At 70.8% G+C, this 15242-nt stretch carries 12 protein-coding genes; 7 read left to right on the top strand and 5 right to left on the bottom strand.

Features of this window, described 5'->3' with window-relative positions:
• Both GUY59_RS27885 and GUY59_RS27880 read left to right on the top strand, forming a co-directional pair.
• On the top strand, positions 1-1068 hold a 1068-nt coding region (locus GUY59_RS27885), incomplete at its 5' end, for a hypothetical protein (RefSeq protein WP_236667569.1).
• Positions 1069-1077: 9 nt separating this feature from the next.
• A complete protein-coding gene (locus tag GUY59_RS27880; RefSeq protein ID WP_138207585.1) occupies positions 1078-2037 on the top strand; it encodes a lysylphosphatidylglycerol synthase transmembrane domain-containing protein in 960 nt (319 codons plus the stop codon).
• Here GUY59_RS27880 and GUY59_RS27875 read toward each other — a convergent pair.
• From GUY59_RS27875 to GUY59_RS27865, 3 genes are read right to left on the bottom strand one after another with little or no spacing between them, the layout of a single operon-like run.
• The gene (locus tag GUY59_RS27875) at positions 1938-2999 is read right to left on the bottom strand and encodes a glycosyltransferase family 4 protein (RefSeq protein WP_138207583.1); all 1062 of its coding nucleotides are present in this window, start codon (positions 2997-2999) and stop codon (positions 1938-1940) included. The two genes, GUY59_RS27880 and GUY59_RS27875, sit on opposite strands and share 100 nt — an antisense overlap.
• A gap of 3 nt (positions 3000-3002) precedes the next feature.
• Positions 3003-3932: a glycosyltransferase family 2 protein gene (locus tag GUY59_RS27870; RefSeq protein WP_252375203.1), complete on the bottom strand. Its 930-nt coding sequence runs from the start codon at positions 3930-3932 to the stop codon at positions 3003-3005.
• A gap of 55 nt (positions 3933-3987) precedes the next feature.
• A complete protein-coding gene (locus tag GUY59_RS27865; protein WP_138207581.1) occupies positions 3988-5988 on the bottom strand; it encodes a glycosyltransferase family 39 protein in 2001 nt (666 codons plus the stop codon).
• A gap of 151 nt (positions 5989-6139) precedes the next feature.
• Between GUY59_RS27865 and GUY59_RS27860 the strand changes: the two genes are divergently transcribed.
• The 4 genes from GUY59_RS27860 to GUY59_RS27845 all read left to right on the top strand — a co-directional run bounded on the left by GUY59_RS27860 (position 6140) and on the right by GUY59_RS27845 (position 11868).
• Positions 6140-7585 (top strand): hypothetical protein, encoded by a 1446-nt coding sequence (locus tag GUY59_RS27860; RefSeq protein WP_236667568.1) that lies wholly within the window; start codon positions 6140-6142, stop codon positions 7583-7585.
• Positions 7586-7771: 186 nt separating this feature from the next.
• On the top strand, positions 7772-9415 hold the full coding sequence (locus GUY59_RS27855) for an LCP family protein (protein WP_236667567.1): 1644 nt from the start codon (positions 7772-7774) through the stop codon (positions 9413-9415).
• A 174-nt stretch (positions 9416-9589) separates the two neighbouring features.
• Positions 9590-10849, top strand: coding sequence for an acyltransferase family protein (locus tag GUY59_RS27850; protein ID WP_138207579.1), 1260 nt, complete (start codon positions 9590-9592; stop codon positions 10847-10849).
• Between the two features lie 56 nt (positions 10850-10905).
• A complete protein-coding gene (locus GUY59_RS27845; RefSeq protein WP_138207577.1) occupies positions 10906-11868 on the top strand; it encodes a glycosyltransferase in 963 nt (320 codons plus the stop codon).
• Here the strand turns inward: GUY59_RS27845 and GUY59_RS27840 are convergent.
• Both GUY59_RS27840 and GUY59_RS27835 read right to left on the bottom strand, forming a co-directional pair.
• A complete protein-coding gene (locus GUY59_RS27840; protein WP_138207575.1) occupies positions 11865-12794 on the bottom strand; it encodes a hypothetical protein in 930 nt (309 codons plus the stop codon). The genes GUY59_RS27845 and GUY59_RS27840 overlap by 4 nt on opposite strands.
• A complete protein-coding gene (locus tag GUY59_RS27835; RefSeq protein WP_269128922.1) occupies positions 12791-13234 on the bottom strand; it encodes an RNA polymerase sigma factor in 444 nt (147 codons plus the stop codon). Before GUY59_RS27835 ends, GUY59_RS27840 begins: the two co-directional genes overlap by 4 nt.
• A 456-nt stretch (positions 13235-13690) precedes the next feature.
• Here GUY59_RS27835 and GUY59_RS27830 point away from each other — a divergent pair, with 456 nt between their 5' ends.
• The gene (locus GUY59_RS27830) at positions 13691-15226 is read left to right on the top strand and encodes a carboxylesterase/lipase family protein (RefSeq protein ID WP_161714734.1); all 1536 of its coding nucleotides are present in this window, start codon (positions 13691-13693) and stop codon (positions 15224-15226) included.
• Positions 15227-15242: the final 16 nt, after the last annotated feature.

Here is a 15242-nt window from a genome sequence, read left to right as displayed (position 1 = left end):
TCCCCCACCCAGACACCCGCCCAGCCGTGTGCGGGCTGCGGCGCGAGCGTGGCCTTCGCACCGGGCACCACCGCCCTGCGATGCCCCTACTGCGGGCTCGAACAGCAGATCGCCCCGCCCGCCCGGCGCGTCCGCGAGCACTCCTTCGACGCCTTCCTCGCCAAGCCGCGCGTCCACACCCTGGCCAGGCACCAGTTCACCTGCCCCGGCTGCGGCGCCCGCACCGAGAGCGACGCCCTGTCCATGGGCTGCCAGTTCTGCAGCACCGCCCTGGTGGCCGACACGGCGAACGACTCACAGATCACCCCGGAGGCCGTGCTCCCCTTCGCCCTCGACCGCGGCGGCACGAGGACCGCGCTGCGCGGCTGGGTGCGGACCCGTTGGTTCGCCCCCAACCGCCTCAAGAAGGTCAGCGAGGCGGAGACCATGAAGAGCACGTACCTTCCGCACTGGACGTTCGACGCGGCCACGGTCTCCGACTACACCGGCCAGCGCGGCAAGCACTACTGGGTGACCCAGTCCTACACCTCCAACGGCCAGCGCAAGACCCGCCGGGTCCGCAAGACCCGCTGGCATCCCGCCGCCGGCCGGGTCGCGCGCACCTTCGACGACGTCCTCGTCCCCGCCACCACGCGGCTCCCCGGAGAACGGCTCAACGCGCTGCAGCCCTGGCCGCTGGAGCGGGCGGTCGCGTTCCAGCCCGGCTACGTGACCGGGCACCACAGCCTCAGGTACGACACCGAGCCGCAGGCCGGCATGGAGCTGGCCAAGGGCGTCATGCACCAGGCCATCCTGGGCGACTGCCGCAGGGACATCGGCGGCGACGAGCAGCGCGTGCACTCGGTGAACACCTCCTACGCGGACGTCACGTTCAAGCTGGTGCTGCTGCCGGTGTGGGTCGGCAACTACGTGTTCAGCGGCAAGACGTACCAGGTGATGATCAATGGGGTGAGCGGGGAGGTCCACGGCGACCGGCCGTACAGCGCGGTAAAGATCGCGTTCGCGGTGCTCGCCGCGCTGATCGTGCTCGCGGCGATGGTCTGGCTGGTCTGGGGGAGGAACGCGTAGCCTGGCCCAATGCTCCGCCGCCTGCTGCGCGTCGTCCTCGCCCTGGTCGCGCTCGGTTTCCTGGGCTACGGCCTGGCCTCCAACTGGGAGGAGACCACGGCCGCCGTGGCCGACATGTCGCCGTGGGCGGTGCTGGGGGCGTTCGCCGCGGTGCTGCTCGGCCAGTTCTTCATGCTGGTCGCCTGGCGCGAGATCCTGGCGGGGCTCGGCACGCGGGTGCCACTGCGGGTCGCCGGGCGCATCATGTTCGTGGGCCAGCTCGGGAAGTACATCCCGGGCGCGGTCTGGGCGTACGCCGCGATGATCGACCTAGGTCGTGACCACGGCAGCCCGCCGCGGCGCACGTTCGCGACGATCTCGCTGAGTCTGGTGATCAGCATCGGGGTCGCGATCTCGATCGCCGCGGCCACGCTGGGCTCGCAGGAGGTGGTGCGGCGGGCCTGGTACCTCGTCCTGCTCGTGCCGGTGATCATGGTCTGCCTGCACCCGAAGGTGCTCACCTGGGGTCTCAACCTCGCGCTGCGCGTCGCCCGCAAGGAGCCGCTGGAGAGCGTCCTGCCCGGCCGCACGGTCGTGGTCGCGGTGGCGTGGACGGCGCTCGGCTGGCTCGTGTACGGCCTGCACGTCTGGCTGCTGGCCGGTCGCGCCGACCTCTACGTCGTGGCCACCGGCGCCTACGCCTTCGCGTGGGCCACCGGCATCCTGACCGTCGTCGTGCCCGCCGGGGTCGGCATCAGGGAGGGCGCGATGGTGCTGGTGCTCGGGCCGATCATCGGCACGCCCGCCGCGCTCGCGGTGGCCATCGTGTCGCGGCTGGCCTTCACCCTGGCCGACGCGACGGCCGCGGGGGTGTCGTGGCTGCTGGGCCGTCAGGCGCCGAGCAGCGCCGCCGTGTACGCGGACCAGAACGGCTCCGGATCGACCGCCTTGACCCCCGACCGCAACCTCTCGGGCTCGCCGGAGGCGTAGAAGCGCTCGATCGCCTCGCGGAGCGCGCCGGCGTCGCCCGGCTCGACGAGGATCCCGTCGACGCCGTCGGTGACGTGGTCGGCCAGCGCGCCGACCCGGGTGGCGATCACGGGCACGCCGTGCTCGTGGCCGAGCCAGACGTTCTGGCTGGCGGTCGCGGTGCGGTACGGCAGCACGAGCGCGTCGGCGGCGGCGAACAACGCCGGCACGTCCTCGGCCGCCACATAGCCGGGCCGCAGCTCGACCCGGTCACCGAGACCCAGCTCGGCGATCAGCGCCTTCGTCTCGTCGAGCCCACCCCAGAACTCTCCCGCCACCGTCAGCGCGACCCCGTCGGGCAGCGCCCGCAGCAGCAGGTCGAGCCCTTTGTAGGGCCGGACCATGCCGAAGAAGAGCAGCCGGCGGTGCACGGCGGTGGACCTCTCGGCGGTGGTCGAGGGCAGGTGCGGCGGCAGCCCCGCCACGCTCACCGGCGTGCCGGTCAACCCTCTGGCCAGCGCGGCCTGCTGCTCGGAGTGGGTCAGCACGCCGTCGACCCGGTTGAGCAGCGCCCGCATGAGCGGCCGGTCGTAGGGCTTGCGCTCGTGCGGCAGCACGTTGTGGCACAGGGCGACGGCTTTTGCCTTGCGCCCCAGGCCGAGCAGGATGCCCAGGTAGGCGGGGACCTGCACGGGGCTGAGCACGGCGAGAACGACCAGGTCCGCCGAGCGCAGCCGCCGGCCCGCGCCGGCCCACCCGTCGGGCCGCCGCCAGTCGAGCCTGCGCGCGGTCCGCGGGTAGGGGCTGCCCTCGGGTGCGGAGATCGTCTGCTCGCCGGGGTAGAGGAACGACGGGTACTGGGCCCGCCACGACTCGATCACCACGTCGTGCCCCAGGGCCGCGAGCCGGTGCGCGAGCTCGGTGGTGTGCTGAGCCCCGCCCCCTTTGTACGGGTAGGTCGGGCCGACGATCGCGATGCGCACCGGTCAGTTCCCGCGCGAGCGCACGATCAGGTCAGCCAGCAACGCCACGGACCCGATCAGCAACCCGGACAGGAAGATCATGACGGTGTTGGCGGGGAAGTAGAACGGGTGCTGGATCATGTCCCAGACGCCCTTCAGCAGCCCGATGCCCACCAGCCACAACGCGGGAGGCATCAGCACCTTGAGCGGGTTGAAGTACATGATCATCCGCAGCACCTGCAGGATGTAGCGGTAGGCGTCGGAGACGAAGCTGAACTTCGACTTGCCGGCCCGCTTGGCGTAGCCGATCGGCAGGTAGTAGACGTCGTGCTGGTTGGACAGGAACGACAGCGTGATCGTCGTGACGCAGGAGAACCCGGGAGGCAGCAGCCGCAGGTAGGGCTTGGCCACCGGCCTGCGGAAGGCCCGCAACCCGGAGTTGAGGTCGGGGATCTTCTGCCCGGCCAGCATCTCCGCCACCTTGCGGATCGCCCACTTGGCGGGCACGCGCAGCAGTTTGTGCGAGCCCTCCTCGCTGGTGCGCGCGCCGACCACCATGTCGATCGTCCGGTCCTTCTCCAGGAGCTGCACCAACTCGGGGATGCGCTCGTTGGGGTAGGTCATGTCGGCGTCGGTCCACACGACGATCTCGCCCCTGGCCTCCTGCGTGCCGATGCGGCGCACGGTGCCGGCGCCGCCGTTGCGGTGGAAGGCGCGGATGCGCAGGTGGGGGTAGGTGGGCGCGGCCTCTTTCAGCCTGGCCAGCGTCTCGTCGCTGGAGCAGTCGTCGACGGCCACGAGCTCGTAGGTGTAGCCGCTCGAGTCCATCGCCTTGGTGATGCGCTCGACCTCGTCGAGGACGTGGTCCTGCTCGTTGTAGCAGGGAAGGACGATCGTGACGTATGGCGCTTCTTCCACGGCAGGTCCACTCTTGGAGGCGTCGAGCGTGCTCACGGGGATCGAGGTTACTCTGCCCAGAGGAGCACCGAGTCTACCCTACAAGATCGTTCTACTCCGACACGGACATCCAGACGTTCATCCGCAACGTCCAGGTGCCGTTGGGCGCCTCGATCAGCGAGCGCTCGTCCTGCCGCGCCACCAGCGCCAGGACCTGCGTCGCCGGCCCGTACGGCGCGACCTGGCCCTCGTCGGCGGCCAGCACGACCGGCACGCGCCCGGTGCCCCGCACCCGCTCGATCAGGCGGCGTACCTGGTCCTCAGGCGCCACGTCGGTCAGCACACGCTTGACCGCGGCCGCCGGGAGCCCGCACGTGCCCCGCACCGCCTGCATAAACCGGTCGCCGGTGACCCGCTCGACGAACAACACCGAGGCGTCGCGCGGGATCTTGTCGCACATCGCCTCGACCGCCGCCGCTTCGCCCCGCTCGATCGGCGTGAACGCCGTGCCGATCGAGGTCACGGCCGGGGGCACCAGCACGAGCGCGACCGCCAGCGCGGTGCCCCAGCGCCGAATTCGCGTGCCGCGCCGGCCCGCCTGGTCGCGCAGCCGGGCCAGCGCGTACGTGGCCAGCAGGATGAGCCCGGGGATGACGACGGGCACCAGGCGGCGGGCCGCCCACGGATGGTCGGGCGTGATCTCGGGCCGCAGCAGCGTGGTGACGGTGGTCCAGCCGATCACCGCGAGCGGCAGCAGCCACTCGAACGGCGTGCCGTCGCGCAGCAGCCGGCGGACGAGCAGCGCCGCGGCGACCGTGGCCAGCACGACCGTGGGCAGGCCGACGTACCAGACCGCCCAGTGCAGCGAATACTCGAAGTAGAGCCGTGTGCCGTCGGGCGTCATGCCGTTGGCCCTCTGGATCGCCTCGATCATCGAGAACGTACGCCGGTCGCCCTCGTGCACCGGCACCCGGGTGACCGCCTGAACCCACGGACGCGCGTAGAGGCCGGCCATGAGCAGCACGGTCAGCCCGGCCCCCGCCATCGGCAGCCATTTCGGCGGGCGCAGCCGGGCCAGGAGCGGCGCGGCGGCCGTGCCGGCCACGGTGAGCACGAGCACACCCGCGCAGATGAGCAGCAGCGGCCGGATCGAGCCCCCCAGGTAACCCAGGTACGGCCGGGCGAGCACGTATCCCCCGAGCATCCCGATCCCGCCGCCCACGACCAGACCGGCCAGCAACCCTGGGCCGAGCGCCCCCTTGTTCCTCGCCGACCGCCGCATCGCGATCAGCAGCCCCGCGTACGCCAGCACCGGCAGCACGTCACGCAGCCCGTCGATCCTGACCAGTACGGCCAGCCCGAACACCAGCCCCGCGAGCAGCCCGCGCCACCACCCCGGCCTGGTGAACGCGTCGCAGGCCAACGACAGGCCGCCGAACAGCAACACCATCGACGGGATCTCGCTGAACGTGGTGCGCGAGGTGTAGAGGATCGGCAGGCACACCGCGAGCGCCACCGCCGCGACCACCGCCCACCGCGCGCCGGCCAGCCGCGCGACGACCCCGGCCAGCGTGAGCACGGCCAGCGCGCCCAGCACGGCCGGCATCGCGAACGGCGCCCCGAACCAGTTGCCCACCGCGAACAGCAGCGGTGCGCCCGGCATGAACTGCGGCACCACCCCGCCGGGCACGTCGAAGAACCCGACGCCGGCGAAGATCAGCCACGGGTCGAACCCGCCGAACGCCTCGGCCTGCCTCGGGATGGGCAACGAGCCGTGCTGCGCGATCCAGGCCGCGTAGTGCGCGTACGTCGCCGGATCACGCCTGACGGCGACCTGCTCGCTGTGCAGCACCGTGTTGAACACGCCCGACGCCAGGGCCACCGCCACGACCGCCGCGACCTGCCAGGGCGTGGCCTCGACCAGCTTGCCGAGCCGCCGCGTGCCCGCCCAGCACAGCAGCGCGGCGGCGGGCAGCCCGAGAAGCGCGGCCGGCAGCGGCGCGAAGCGGCCGAGCAGCAGCAGCGGCAGCCCGGCCAGCAGCCATCCCGCCACGGCGAGCGCGGGCAGCACCGAGAGCGCGGCGAGCAACCGGCCTGGTCGATCGTGTCCCATCGGTCAGCGAGCGTATCCAACCGCGCACACCGGGCACGCCCATGGCGGGCGCGTGGCGTGCCGCCGGTGGCACGGGCTCCGCACGATCGCCGGTACCGTACGGTGGCAGACCGCCCGGGGGTGGCGGAGGATTCGGGAGGACGTACGGCTGATGTCGGAGGCTCGTACGGAGGAGCCCGCGCCGGCCCGCCGGGGCAGGCGGCGCCTCCCGGGCGAGGTCCGGCGCCGGGTCCGGCGGCACGGGTGGTTCCTGGCCGTGTTCGCGCTCGGCGCGGCGCTGCGCGCCCTGGCCATGGCGGGTTACCGGCCCGCCCTGTGGTTCCCCGACACGTACACCTACGTCGTCACCGTCTTCCACCCACGCCCCGACCTGGTGCGGCCGGCGGGTTACTCGATGTTCCTCAAGCTGCTCGAACCGCTGCACTCCTTCGCCGCGGTCGCGGCCGTGCAGCACCTGCTCGGCCTGGCCACGGGCGTGCTGGTCTATCTGGCGGCGCGCCGGGCGCCCCGATGGGCGGCGACGGCGGCCGCCGTCCCCGTGTTGCTGGACGCGTACCAGGTCGAGCTGGAGCATCTCCTGGTCGCCGACACGCTCTTCATGTTCCTGGTCGTGGCCGCCGTCGTGCTCAGCACGACGCGGCGGCCCGCCACCGTGGCGGCGATCGGGCTGCTGCTGGCCGCGGCCGTGCTCACCAGGACGGTCGGCCAGCCGCTGATCGTCGTGCTGGCCGGCTGGTTCGTGCTGCGCCGGCGCATCCGGCCCGCCGGGGTGCTGCTCGCCGCCGCCCTGGTGCCGCTCGTCGCGTACGGCGCCTGGTTCTACTCCACCTACCAGCGCATCGGCCTGGTGGGCGCGAACGGCGCCTTCCTGTACGCCCGCGCGATGTCGTTCGCCGACTGCGCCAGGATGGACCCGCCGCCCGATCTGAGGGTGCTGTGCGACCCCCGCCCGCCGGAGGAGCGGCCACCCTCCCAGGAGTACATCTGGGCCAAGGACGCCCCCCTCGTCCGGCTGCCGGGGATCACGTTCACGAAGGAGAACGACGAGCTGGCGGCCAGGTTCGCGGCGCTGGCGATCACCAGCCAGCCGCTCGACTACGCCGCCTCGGTGCTGGGCGAGCTGGGCCGCACGTTCACCTGGGGCCGTCCGGTCTATCCTGACGCCGAGATTTACGGCTACTACGAGTTCCCTGTCACCGAACCGGGTCCGCCTGGCCGTTATCCCGCACAGGTCGGCGCCGAATATGCCAAGCTCTATGAGCAGGGTGCGATCGGCACGAAGATCGTCGAGCCTTACGCCGGATGGCTGCGGGCCTACCAGAGCGCAGCGCGGCTGCCCGGCCCGGTGCTCCTGGGGGTGCTGCTGGTGCCGCCGGCGATGGCCGTCGCCGGGCTCCGGCGCAGGCGGCAGTGCCGGCCTCGCGCGGGAGCTCCGGCCTGGCTGGTGCCCTGGTCGGCGGCCGCCGTGCTGCTGGTCACACCGGCCGCGGCCGCCGAGTTCGACTACCGTTACGTGCTGCCGGCCGTACCTCTGGCCTGTGTGGCGGCTGCCCTCAGTCTCAGGCCTGATGTGCTGCGACGAGTACCTGGAGGGTGAAAAGAGTTTGGCGATGATATTCCACGCAATGTCCGGCTCTGAGTATGCTTTCCGGCGAAAGCGTCACACCCGGGTCACGATCGTTGCCCGCGATCAAGGCCACGGGCCCGCCGCACGTGTCCTACTCTCGTTGCCCGGAGCGACCAAGCCGGCGCGTCAGGCGCAAGAAGTGAGGCTAGGGGGCGTATGAGCGACTACAGGGGCGCGCCAGTAGCTGATTTCCCGCACGACCATCGAGGCGCTCACTCCCAGCCCGGCAGCAGGATGGCCCGCAGGGCGGCCGCCGCCGCGCCGCCTCCCGAGCCGCCGGACGACGGGCCGCCCCGCGGCCATCGCGGCGGTGGCGGTCAGGGCGGCAAGATGCGCGTGCTGGCCTGGGTCAGCATCGGCGTCACCTCGCTCATGGTCGCGGGCGCGCTGACCGGCTACGTGGTCTACCGCGACGCCTTCGGCAACATCAAGCAGAAGAGCATCAACGACGACATCATCAACCCGCGGCCCTTCGACACCGGCGCGCTCAACGTGCTGCTCGTGGGCTCCGACACCCGCGCGGGCGAGGGCAACGCGAAATACGGCCAGGAGGACGCCAGGAAGGCCGACGGCGGCGGCAAGCGCACCGACACGATCATCCTGCTGCACATCTCCCCCAACCGCGACAAGGCCCGGCTGGTCAGCTTCCCGCGCGACTCGATGGTGCAGATCCCGAAGTGCAAGAACGAGACCACCGAGCAGGAGATGCCCCCACGCCGCGACATGATCAACTCGGCGTACAACTCGGGCGGCGTCGCGTGCACGATCTCCACGCTCGAGACCCTCACCGGCATCCGCGTCAACCACTTCGTCGAGGTCGACTTCAGCGGCTTCAAGAACATCGTCGACGCCCTGGGCGGCATCGAGATCTGCCTGCAGAACGGCGTCAACGACAAGAGCTCCAAGCTCGTGCTGCCGCCCGGCAAGAGCCTGCTCAACGGCGAGAAGGCCCTCGGCTACGTACGCCTGCGCAAATACGGCGACGGCAGCGATCTCCAGCGCATCAAGCGGCAGCAGATCTTCCTCAGCAAGGTCATCGCCAAGGCCACCAGCAGCGAGCTCATGACCGACGTCGGCAAGCTCAGAAACTTCATCGCGGCCGCCGCCGGCTCGGTCACCATGGACCCCGCGCTCGCCAACGACACCGAGAAGCTCATCTCCATCGCCATGAGCACGAAGCAACTGACGGCTAAGGGGGTCGAGCTCACCACGGTCCCGGTCCTGCCCGACCCGGACAACCCCGATGCTCGCGTGGTCTGGAGGCAGCCCGACGCCCAGAAGCTGTTCACCGCGATCAAGACGGACACCGAGGAGACCCAGCCGTCGCCGTCCGCCAGCGCCAGCTCCAAGCCCAAGGTCACGCCCAAGCCGGAGCAGGTGCGGGTCCAGGTGCTCAACGGCACCAAGACTCAGGGCAAGGCGAACGAGGTCGCCGGCCAACTGGCCGAGCAGGGCTTCAAGGTGATCGGGGTGGGCAACTACGAGGCCCCGGGCGGCGCCAGCCTGGCCAAGAGCGAGGTCCACTACGCCAAGTCGATCGACACGGCGTCCGACTACGCCGACGTGCTGGCCAAGGCCGTCGTGCCCAAGCCCTCGCCGGGGTCGGGCAAGGTCAAGGCGACGAACGCGCAGCCGTACACGTCCACGACGACCAGCACCGGCGGAGCCAAGCTCAAGGGCACTCCGGTGATCCAGTTCGTCATCGGCGAGGACTTCGACTCGGTCAAGGTCAGCAAGCTGCCCGACAGCGTCGAGCAGAACTCGATCAACGCGTCCGAGCAGAAGAACGTGTGCACCTGACGCTCCAGATTGCCTGTGTAATCGCGTCATATCCGCCGCGTGAGGGACAGCACCCTTGAGCGCGAGATAGTGTGTTGCGGGTCGGCGACGCAGCGCGACACGGGGCCGCAAGGTCGTCCGGGTCGTGCTGCCGTCGTGTTCCCCGGCCCCGAGCGAAGCTGAGCGACTCCCCCAGTGTCTGACACCAGATGGTCCCCACAGGTCACGACCCCGCGGAGCCCTGACGGCGAGGGCGGGCCCGCCGACACGGGGGCCCGATGGCCGCTACCGGAGGAGACCTTCTGGAGCGAGGCCACCGACCCGCACGGCGTGCCGCCGGGCGAGCGCACGGAGCCGCAGCCCGCGGTGCGGGCCGAGCGCCCCGTGATCACGGCGCCCGCCGCGCAGCCGGAGGCGCAGCCGCAACCCCGGCCCCAGCAGCAGGCCGAGCAGCCGCCCAGGCGCAAGCGTGACCCGTTCCTCGACAACGTCAAGTTCATCCTGATCGCGCTCGTGCCGCTGGGCCACTCGCTGGTGCCGACCTTGTCGGCCGACTCCTCCAGATCGCTGTACATCTTCATCTACACGTTCCACATGCCGCTTTTCGTGCTGATCAGCGGCTACCTGTCCAGAAATTTCTGGAACTCCAACGCGAAGACCAACAAGCTGGTCGACACCTTCCTCGTCCCCTACGTGATCGTGGAGGTCGGCTACGCCGCGCTCCGCTTCGCGCTGGGCCAGAAGTGGAGCCTGACGATCATCGACCCGGCGTGGCTCAACTGGTATCTCCTGGCGCTGCTGTTCTGGCGCCTGTCCACGCCGGTGTGGAAGCGCATGAAATATCCCGTCCCCGTGTCGATCGCGATCTACCTGTTCGCCGGGTTCTCGCAGATCTCGGGCGACTTCAGCATGGACCGCTTCTTCGGTCTCCTGCCGTTCTTCGTCATCGGCCTCGTGATGCAGCCCGAACACTTCGAACTGCTCAACCGGCGCTGGATCAAGATCGTCTCGGTGGTCACGGTACTCGGCGCGGCGGCGGTGGCCATCTACATCGCGCCCAAGGCCCCGCTCGGCCCCTTCTACTACAAGAACAGCTACCAGGACCTCGACCTGTCCTGGTACATGGGGCTCGGGCTGCGCGTCGGCCTGCTGGTGTGCGCGCTCGCCATGTGCTTCGCCGTGCTGGCGCTGGTGCCCAGGAAGGAGACCTGGTACACCGACCTCGGCACCCGCACGCTCTACTGCTACCTCCTGCACGGCATCCCCGTCCTGATCGCCAAGGACCAGGGCTGGCTGGAGTTCCCGTGGCTGCACGGGCCGCTAGGCGTGCTGGCGATCAGCTTCAGCTCCTTCGCGCTGGCGATCGTGTTGTGCCTGCCGGAGACCCGTACGGTCTTCAAGTGGGTGCTTGAGCCCCGCCTGACCTGGCTCTATCGGCGGCCATCCCGAAGTTAAGCAGCCGTTTGGCCCGCATTAACGCCTTTGACCTGGTTAGCGCCGAGCATCGACACATGCGCGCATGTGTCACCACGACCGTCCACCATCCCGAGGACGCCCGGATCATGCACCGGCAGATCCGGGCGCTGCTCGACGCGGGCCACGAGGTGACCTACGTCGCGCCGTTCACCCACTTCAACGTGACGCCGGCCATGGGGCTCAAGGCCGTCGACGTGGCGTACCACGCGTCGTACGGGCGGGCCCGCGCGGTGCTCAAACGCGGTGTGAAGGACGCGGACCTACTGATCGTGCACGACCACCGGCTGCTGCGCGCGCTGCCCCTCCGGCGGCCCCCTGTCGTCTGGGACGTACGCGAGCAGGTGAGCCCGGCGCGGCTCGCCCGCGCGGGCCGCCGACACCGGGTGGTCACGACCGCGGTGCTCCCCGAGGCGACCCTGGTGTCGCCCGCCCCTCCTCCGCCCGGCGACACCAGGGTCGTGCACATCGGCCGCCTGTCGGCCGAGCGGGGCGTGACGGAGCTGATCGGGCTGGCCGAGCGGCTGGTCCCGCACGGGGTGAGGCTGGACCTGATCGGCGCGGCGGCCCGCGACGTACGTCCGCTGCTGCGTGACGCCCAGCGCGTCGGCCTGCTCGACTGGTACGGGTACGTGCCCAACCGGCACGCCCTGCGCATGGCCGAGGGCGCGCTGGCGGGCCTGTCGCTGGCCGCCGGCACGGTGCCGACGCCGCCCACCAAGATCATGGACTACATGGGCCGCGGGCTGCCCGTGATCACCACCCCGCAGGGCGCGTCGCTGGTCGAACGGGCCGGCTGCGGCCTCGTGGTTCCCTTCGACGTGGACGCCGTGCTGAACGCCGTCCTGGACCTCAAGGAGGACCCGGCACGCCGGCTCGAACTGGGCGCGCTGGGCCACGCCGAGGCACGCCTGCGCCACCACTGGCCGGACCACGCGCAGGACTTCGTCCGCCGCGCCGAGTCGTGGGCCGGCCTGACGGCGCACGCGCTCGCCGTCTAGGGCTTGTCCAGGTCGAAGGCGACGTCGGCCAGGCGCACCGTGCGGACGCGCGGATCCTTGATCACCTCGCGCAGTTTCTCGACCGAGCTGCCCTGGTCGACGTAGGCGTAGGAGAGACCGCCGTCCGCCGCCTTGCGCAGCCGGTCCAGGGACAGGTCGAAGGCGCGCAGGTTGGCGTCGTCGTGCTCGCGGAGCAGGCCGACCCAGGCGCGGAAGTCCTGCAGCCCGCCGCCGCACGATTCCTCGGTCATGTCGCCGCCCTTCTTCCCGGGGTTTGTCCGCGCGTCGGCCCAGTAGCCGAAGCCCCAGGTGATGGAGAGGGCGCCCGGTCTGCGCTCGTAGGCGACCCGCTCGGCACAGGCGCCGTGCGTCTTCATGAAGGCCTTCATGTCGCCTTCGGGCAGCGGCGTGGCGAACTCCACCACCGCCATCGCCCTGAGGCCCCCGGGCAGCCGGTCGAGCACCTTGCGCACGTCCCTTTTGGGGGCGAGGGAGGTGCCGACGTCGTACAGGGCCGTGGAGAGCCTGGTGTTGGCGACGCTGCCCAGCGGCAGGCGCCCCACCCGGCCGAAGAGGTTCTGACTGATCGTGTACGCGGCGCCGCCCGCGGGCCAGAAGTCGCCGACAGGACGCAGCGGAGCCGCCTGCACCTCCAGGGACATCGACATCGGGGTGGTCTCGCAGCAGGCGCCCAGGCTCACGGCGTAGGCCGGGCTGTACATCTTGAACGCGGTGCCGAGCACGGCGGCCATGCGCTGCTCGCGGTCGCCGCGGGTCTGCACCGCGGCCGACCCCCACGTGAGCGCCGCGGCGAGGAGGACGAGTACGGTCAGGACGATCGCGGCCGTCCTGAGGACACCCCGCCGCACGGCGTTCCGGGTGGCCTTGAGGTCGAAGTCCGGCAGGTCTGGGAAGTCGTCGGTCATTCGGGGGCTCCGTAGATGTCGGCGAAGGCGTTCCTGGCCCGCCACACGGCGGTCTTGATCGAGGCGTGATTCCTGCCGGTCATCGCGGCCACCTCCACGAGCGAGAACCCTTCGAGATAGACCAGCGTGAGCAGCCTGCGGTGCCGCTCGGGCAGCCGGTCCAGGGTGTCGCGCACGTCGAGGGAGACCACGTGGAGCGCAGGCACGCCCAGCTCGCCGGGGTCCGGCAGGGCCACCTCGATCCGGCGGCGGCGTATGTGGTCGACCAGGACGTTGCGGGCGATGGCGAGCAGCCAGGCGGCCGGGTTCTCACCACGCCAGCCCAGCAGGGCCCTGGTCGCCTTGACGAACGTCTCCTGTGCCAGGTCTTCCGCGAGATGGGGGTCACGGGTCCTGCGCAGGAGGAACCCGCACACGAGCGGCCAGTGCTCGCGATACAGCTCCTCGATGATGACGCCCCCCGTGTCGGTTGGAAACTCACATCACACCTAGACGGCACCGGGGCGGGAATGGTCACACGGCTTGCCGTGCCCAACCGGCACGCCCCGCGCATGGCCGAGGGCGCGCCGGCGGGTCTGTCGCTGGCCGCCGGCACGGTGCGGTGCCGACACCGCCACCAAAAGCATGGACTGCATCGGCCGCGGGCTGCCCGTGATCACCATCCCGCAGGGCGCCTCGCTGGTCGAGCGGGCCGTTCTGACGGCGCACGCGCTCGCCGTCTGGTGGGCCGGCGGCTCGTGCCGCTCACCGTGCAGGACCGTGGCCGGTGGGACGCTCAGCCGGAGCAGGCGACCGGCGATTCGTTCGCCGGGCAGACGGCGTACGCAGGTGGGCGTAGGCCACGGATACGGCGATGGTGGGAAGACCCGGGCGCCGTTCACGGCAAGGGTGGGCGCATGTTGAGAACCCGTTTCGCCAAGGCGGCGGGGGTAGCCTCGCTGCTCCTGTCCATCGTGGCCTTCCCCGCTGTGGCCTCCACGGCCGACGACGCCGTGGTACGAACCTCCGACGGTCCTGTACGCGGCAAGGTCACCGCTGACTACCGCCTGTTCCAGGGCATACCGTTCGCCGCCCCGCCGGTGGGGGCCAGGCGATGGCGCGCGCCCGCCCCCGTCAAACCGTGGACGAAGGTCAAGAACGCCACAAAACCCGGCCCGTCATGCCCTTGGCGGCTCGCGCCGTCGGAACCGCCGTTGGGAGAGGAGGACTGCCTCTATCTCAACGTGGAGACCCCGCGTACGACGTCCTCCCGGCTGCCCGTGATGGTGTTCCTGCACGGAGGCGGCTTCACCGGCGGCACCGGAGGACTGTACGACCCGACGCGGATCGTCAAGCGCGGCCAGGTGGTCGTGGTGACCCTGAACTACCGGCTGGGCAGCCTGGGCTTCCTGGCCCATCCCGGGAATCGGGATCGGTACAACGGAAACTTCGGGATCGCCGACCAGCAGGCGGCGCTGCGGTGGGTGCGGAGCAACATCGCCGCGTTCGGCGGCGACCCGGGCAACGTGACCCTGTGGGGGGAGTCGGCGGGTGCCTTCAGCGCCTGCGCCCAGTTGGCCGCACCCGGTGCGAAGGGCCTGTTCCACAAGGCGATCGTGCAGAGCGGGCCGTGCGGCAACGACCTGCTGACGAGGAAGGAAGCCGAGCGCCGGGCCGTGAGAACGGCGCGCGAACTCGGCTGCGCCGACCGGAAGACGGCACTCGCCTGCCTGCGCCGCAAGCCGCTCAGCGACCTGATCGGCTTGTACGAGGCCCAGGTGCAGTCCATCGAGCCCAGAATCGCCTCGATGCCGTGGCTGCCCGTCGCCGGCACCAAGGCGCTGCCGGTCCAGCCGCTGGAGGCGCTGCGGACCTCGTCAGTGCCCTTGATCCACGGCGGCACCAGGGACGAGATGCGGGTCTTCGTGGCCCAGCAGCACGCCAAGATCGACAAGGCGGAATACCGGCGGACGGTCAGGAAACTCTTCGGGGTCAGGGCCGGCCAGCGGGTGCTGGCGGAGTATCCGGCCAAGCGCTACCCCAGCCCGGCCCTGGCGCTAGCGACACTGCTCGGGGACCACGGAGGCAAGGTCGGCGCCTGCTCCCAGCTGCCCGCGAACGAGGCCAATCGCGCGCCCGTGTTCGGTTACGAGTTCGCCGAGCCGGTGGACAAGGTCGAGAACGGCATGCCGATGGGGGTGCCGCACGGCGCGGACGTACGGTACTTCTTCGACAGCTTCCACCCGGGGAACCCGCCCGCCCCGCCGACCGCACTGCACAACAAGCTGGTCGACTACTGGACGAGCTTCGCCAAAACCGGCGTGCCGGGCCCGGACTGGCCCGCCTATGACCGCTCGACCGTGCTGTCCATCAGCGCCAAGGGGGTCACGCCGATCAACCTGTCCGCCGAGCATCACTGCGGCTTCTGGAAGCGGCTGCGCCCCGCCTCCTGACGAGTCGTCCCAGCGG

The organism is Nonomuraea sp. K271 (assembly GCF_009908215.1).
GTDB classification, from domain to species: Bacteria; Actinomycetota; Actinomycetes; order Streptosporangiales; family Streptosporangiaceae; genus Nonomuraea; species Nonomuraea longispora.
Note: the sequence above shows the minus strand (reverse complement) of the source record. Positions and strands in the feature narration are given on the sequence as shown.

Coding starts and splice junctions, on each gene's coding strand:
- GUY59_RS27880 (WP_138207585.1), top strand. CDS start 1,078: ATGCTCCGCCGCCTGCTGCGCGTCGTCCTCGCCCTGGTCGCGCTCGGT.
- GUY59_RS27865 (WP_138207581.1), bottom strand. CDS start 5,988: ATGGGACACGATCGACCAGGCCGGTTGCTCGCCGCGCTCTCGGTGCTG.
- GUY59_RS27860 (WP_236667568.1), top strand. CDS start 6,140: ATGTCGGAGGCTCGTACGGAGGAGCCCGCGCCGGCCCGCCGGGGCAGG.
- GUY59_RS27855 (WP_236667567.1), top strand. CDS start 7,772: ATGAGCGACTACAGGGGCGCGCCAGTAGCTGATTTCCCGCACGACCAT.
- GUY59_RS27845 (WP_138207577.1), top strand. CDS start 10,906: ATGCGCGCATGTGTCACCACGACCGTCCACCATCCCGAGGACGCCCGG.
- GUY59_RS27840 (WP_138207575.1), bottom strand. CDS start 12,794: ATGACCGACGACTTCCCAGACCTGCCGGACTTCGACCTCAAGGCCACC.
- GUY59_RS27830 (WP_161714734.1), top strand. CDS start 13,691: ATGTTGAGAACCCGTTTCGCCAAGGCGGCGGGGGTAGCCTCGCTGCTC.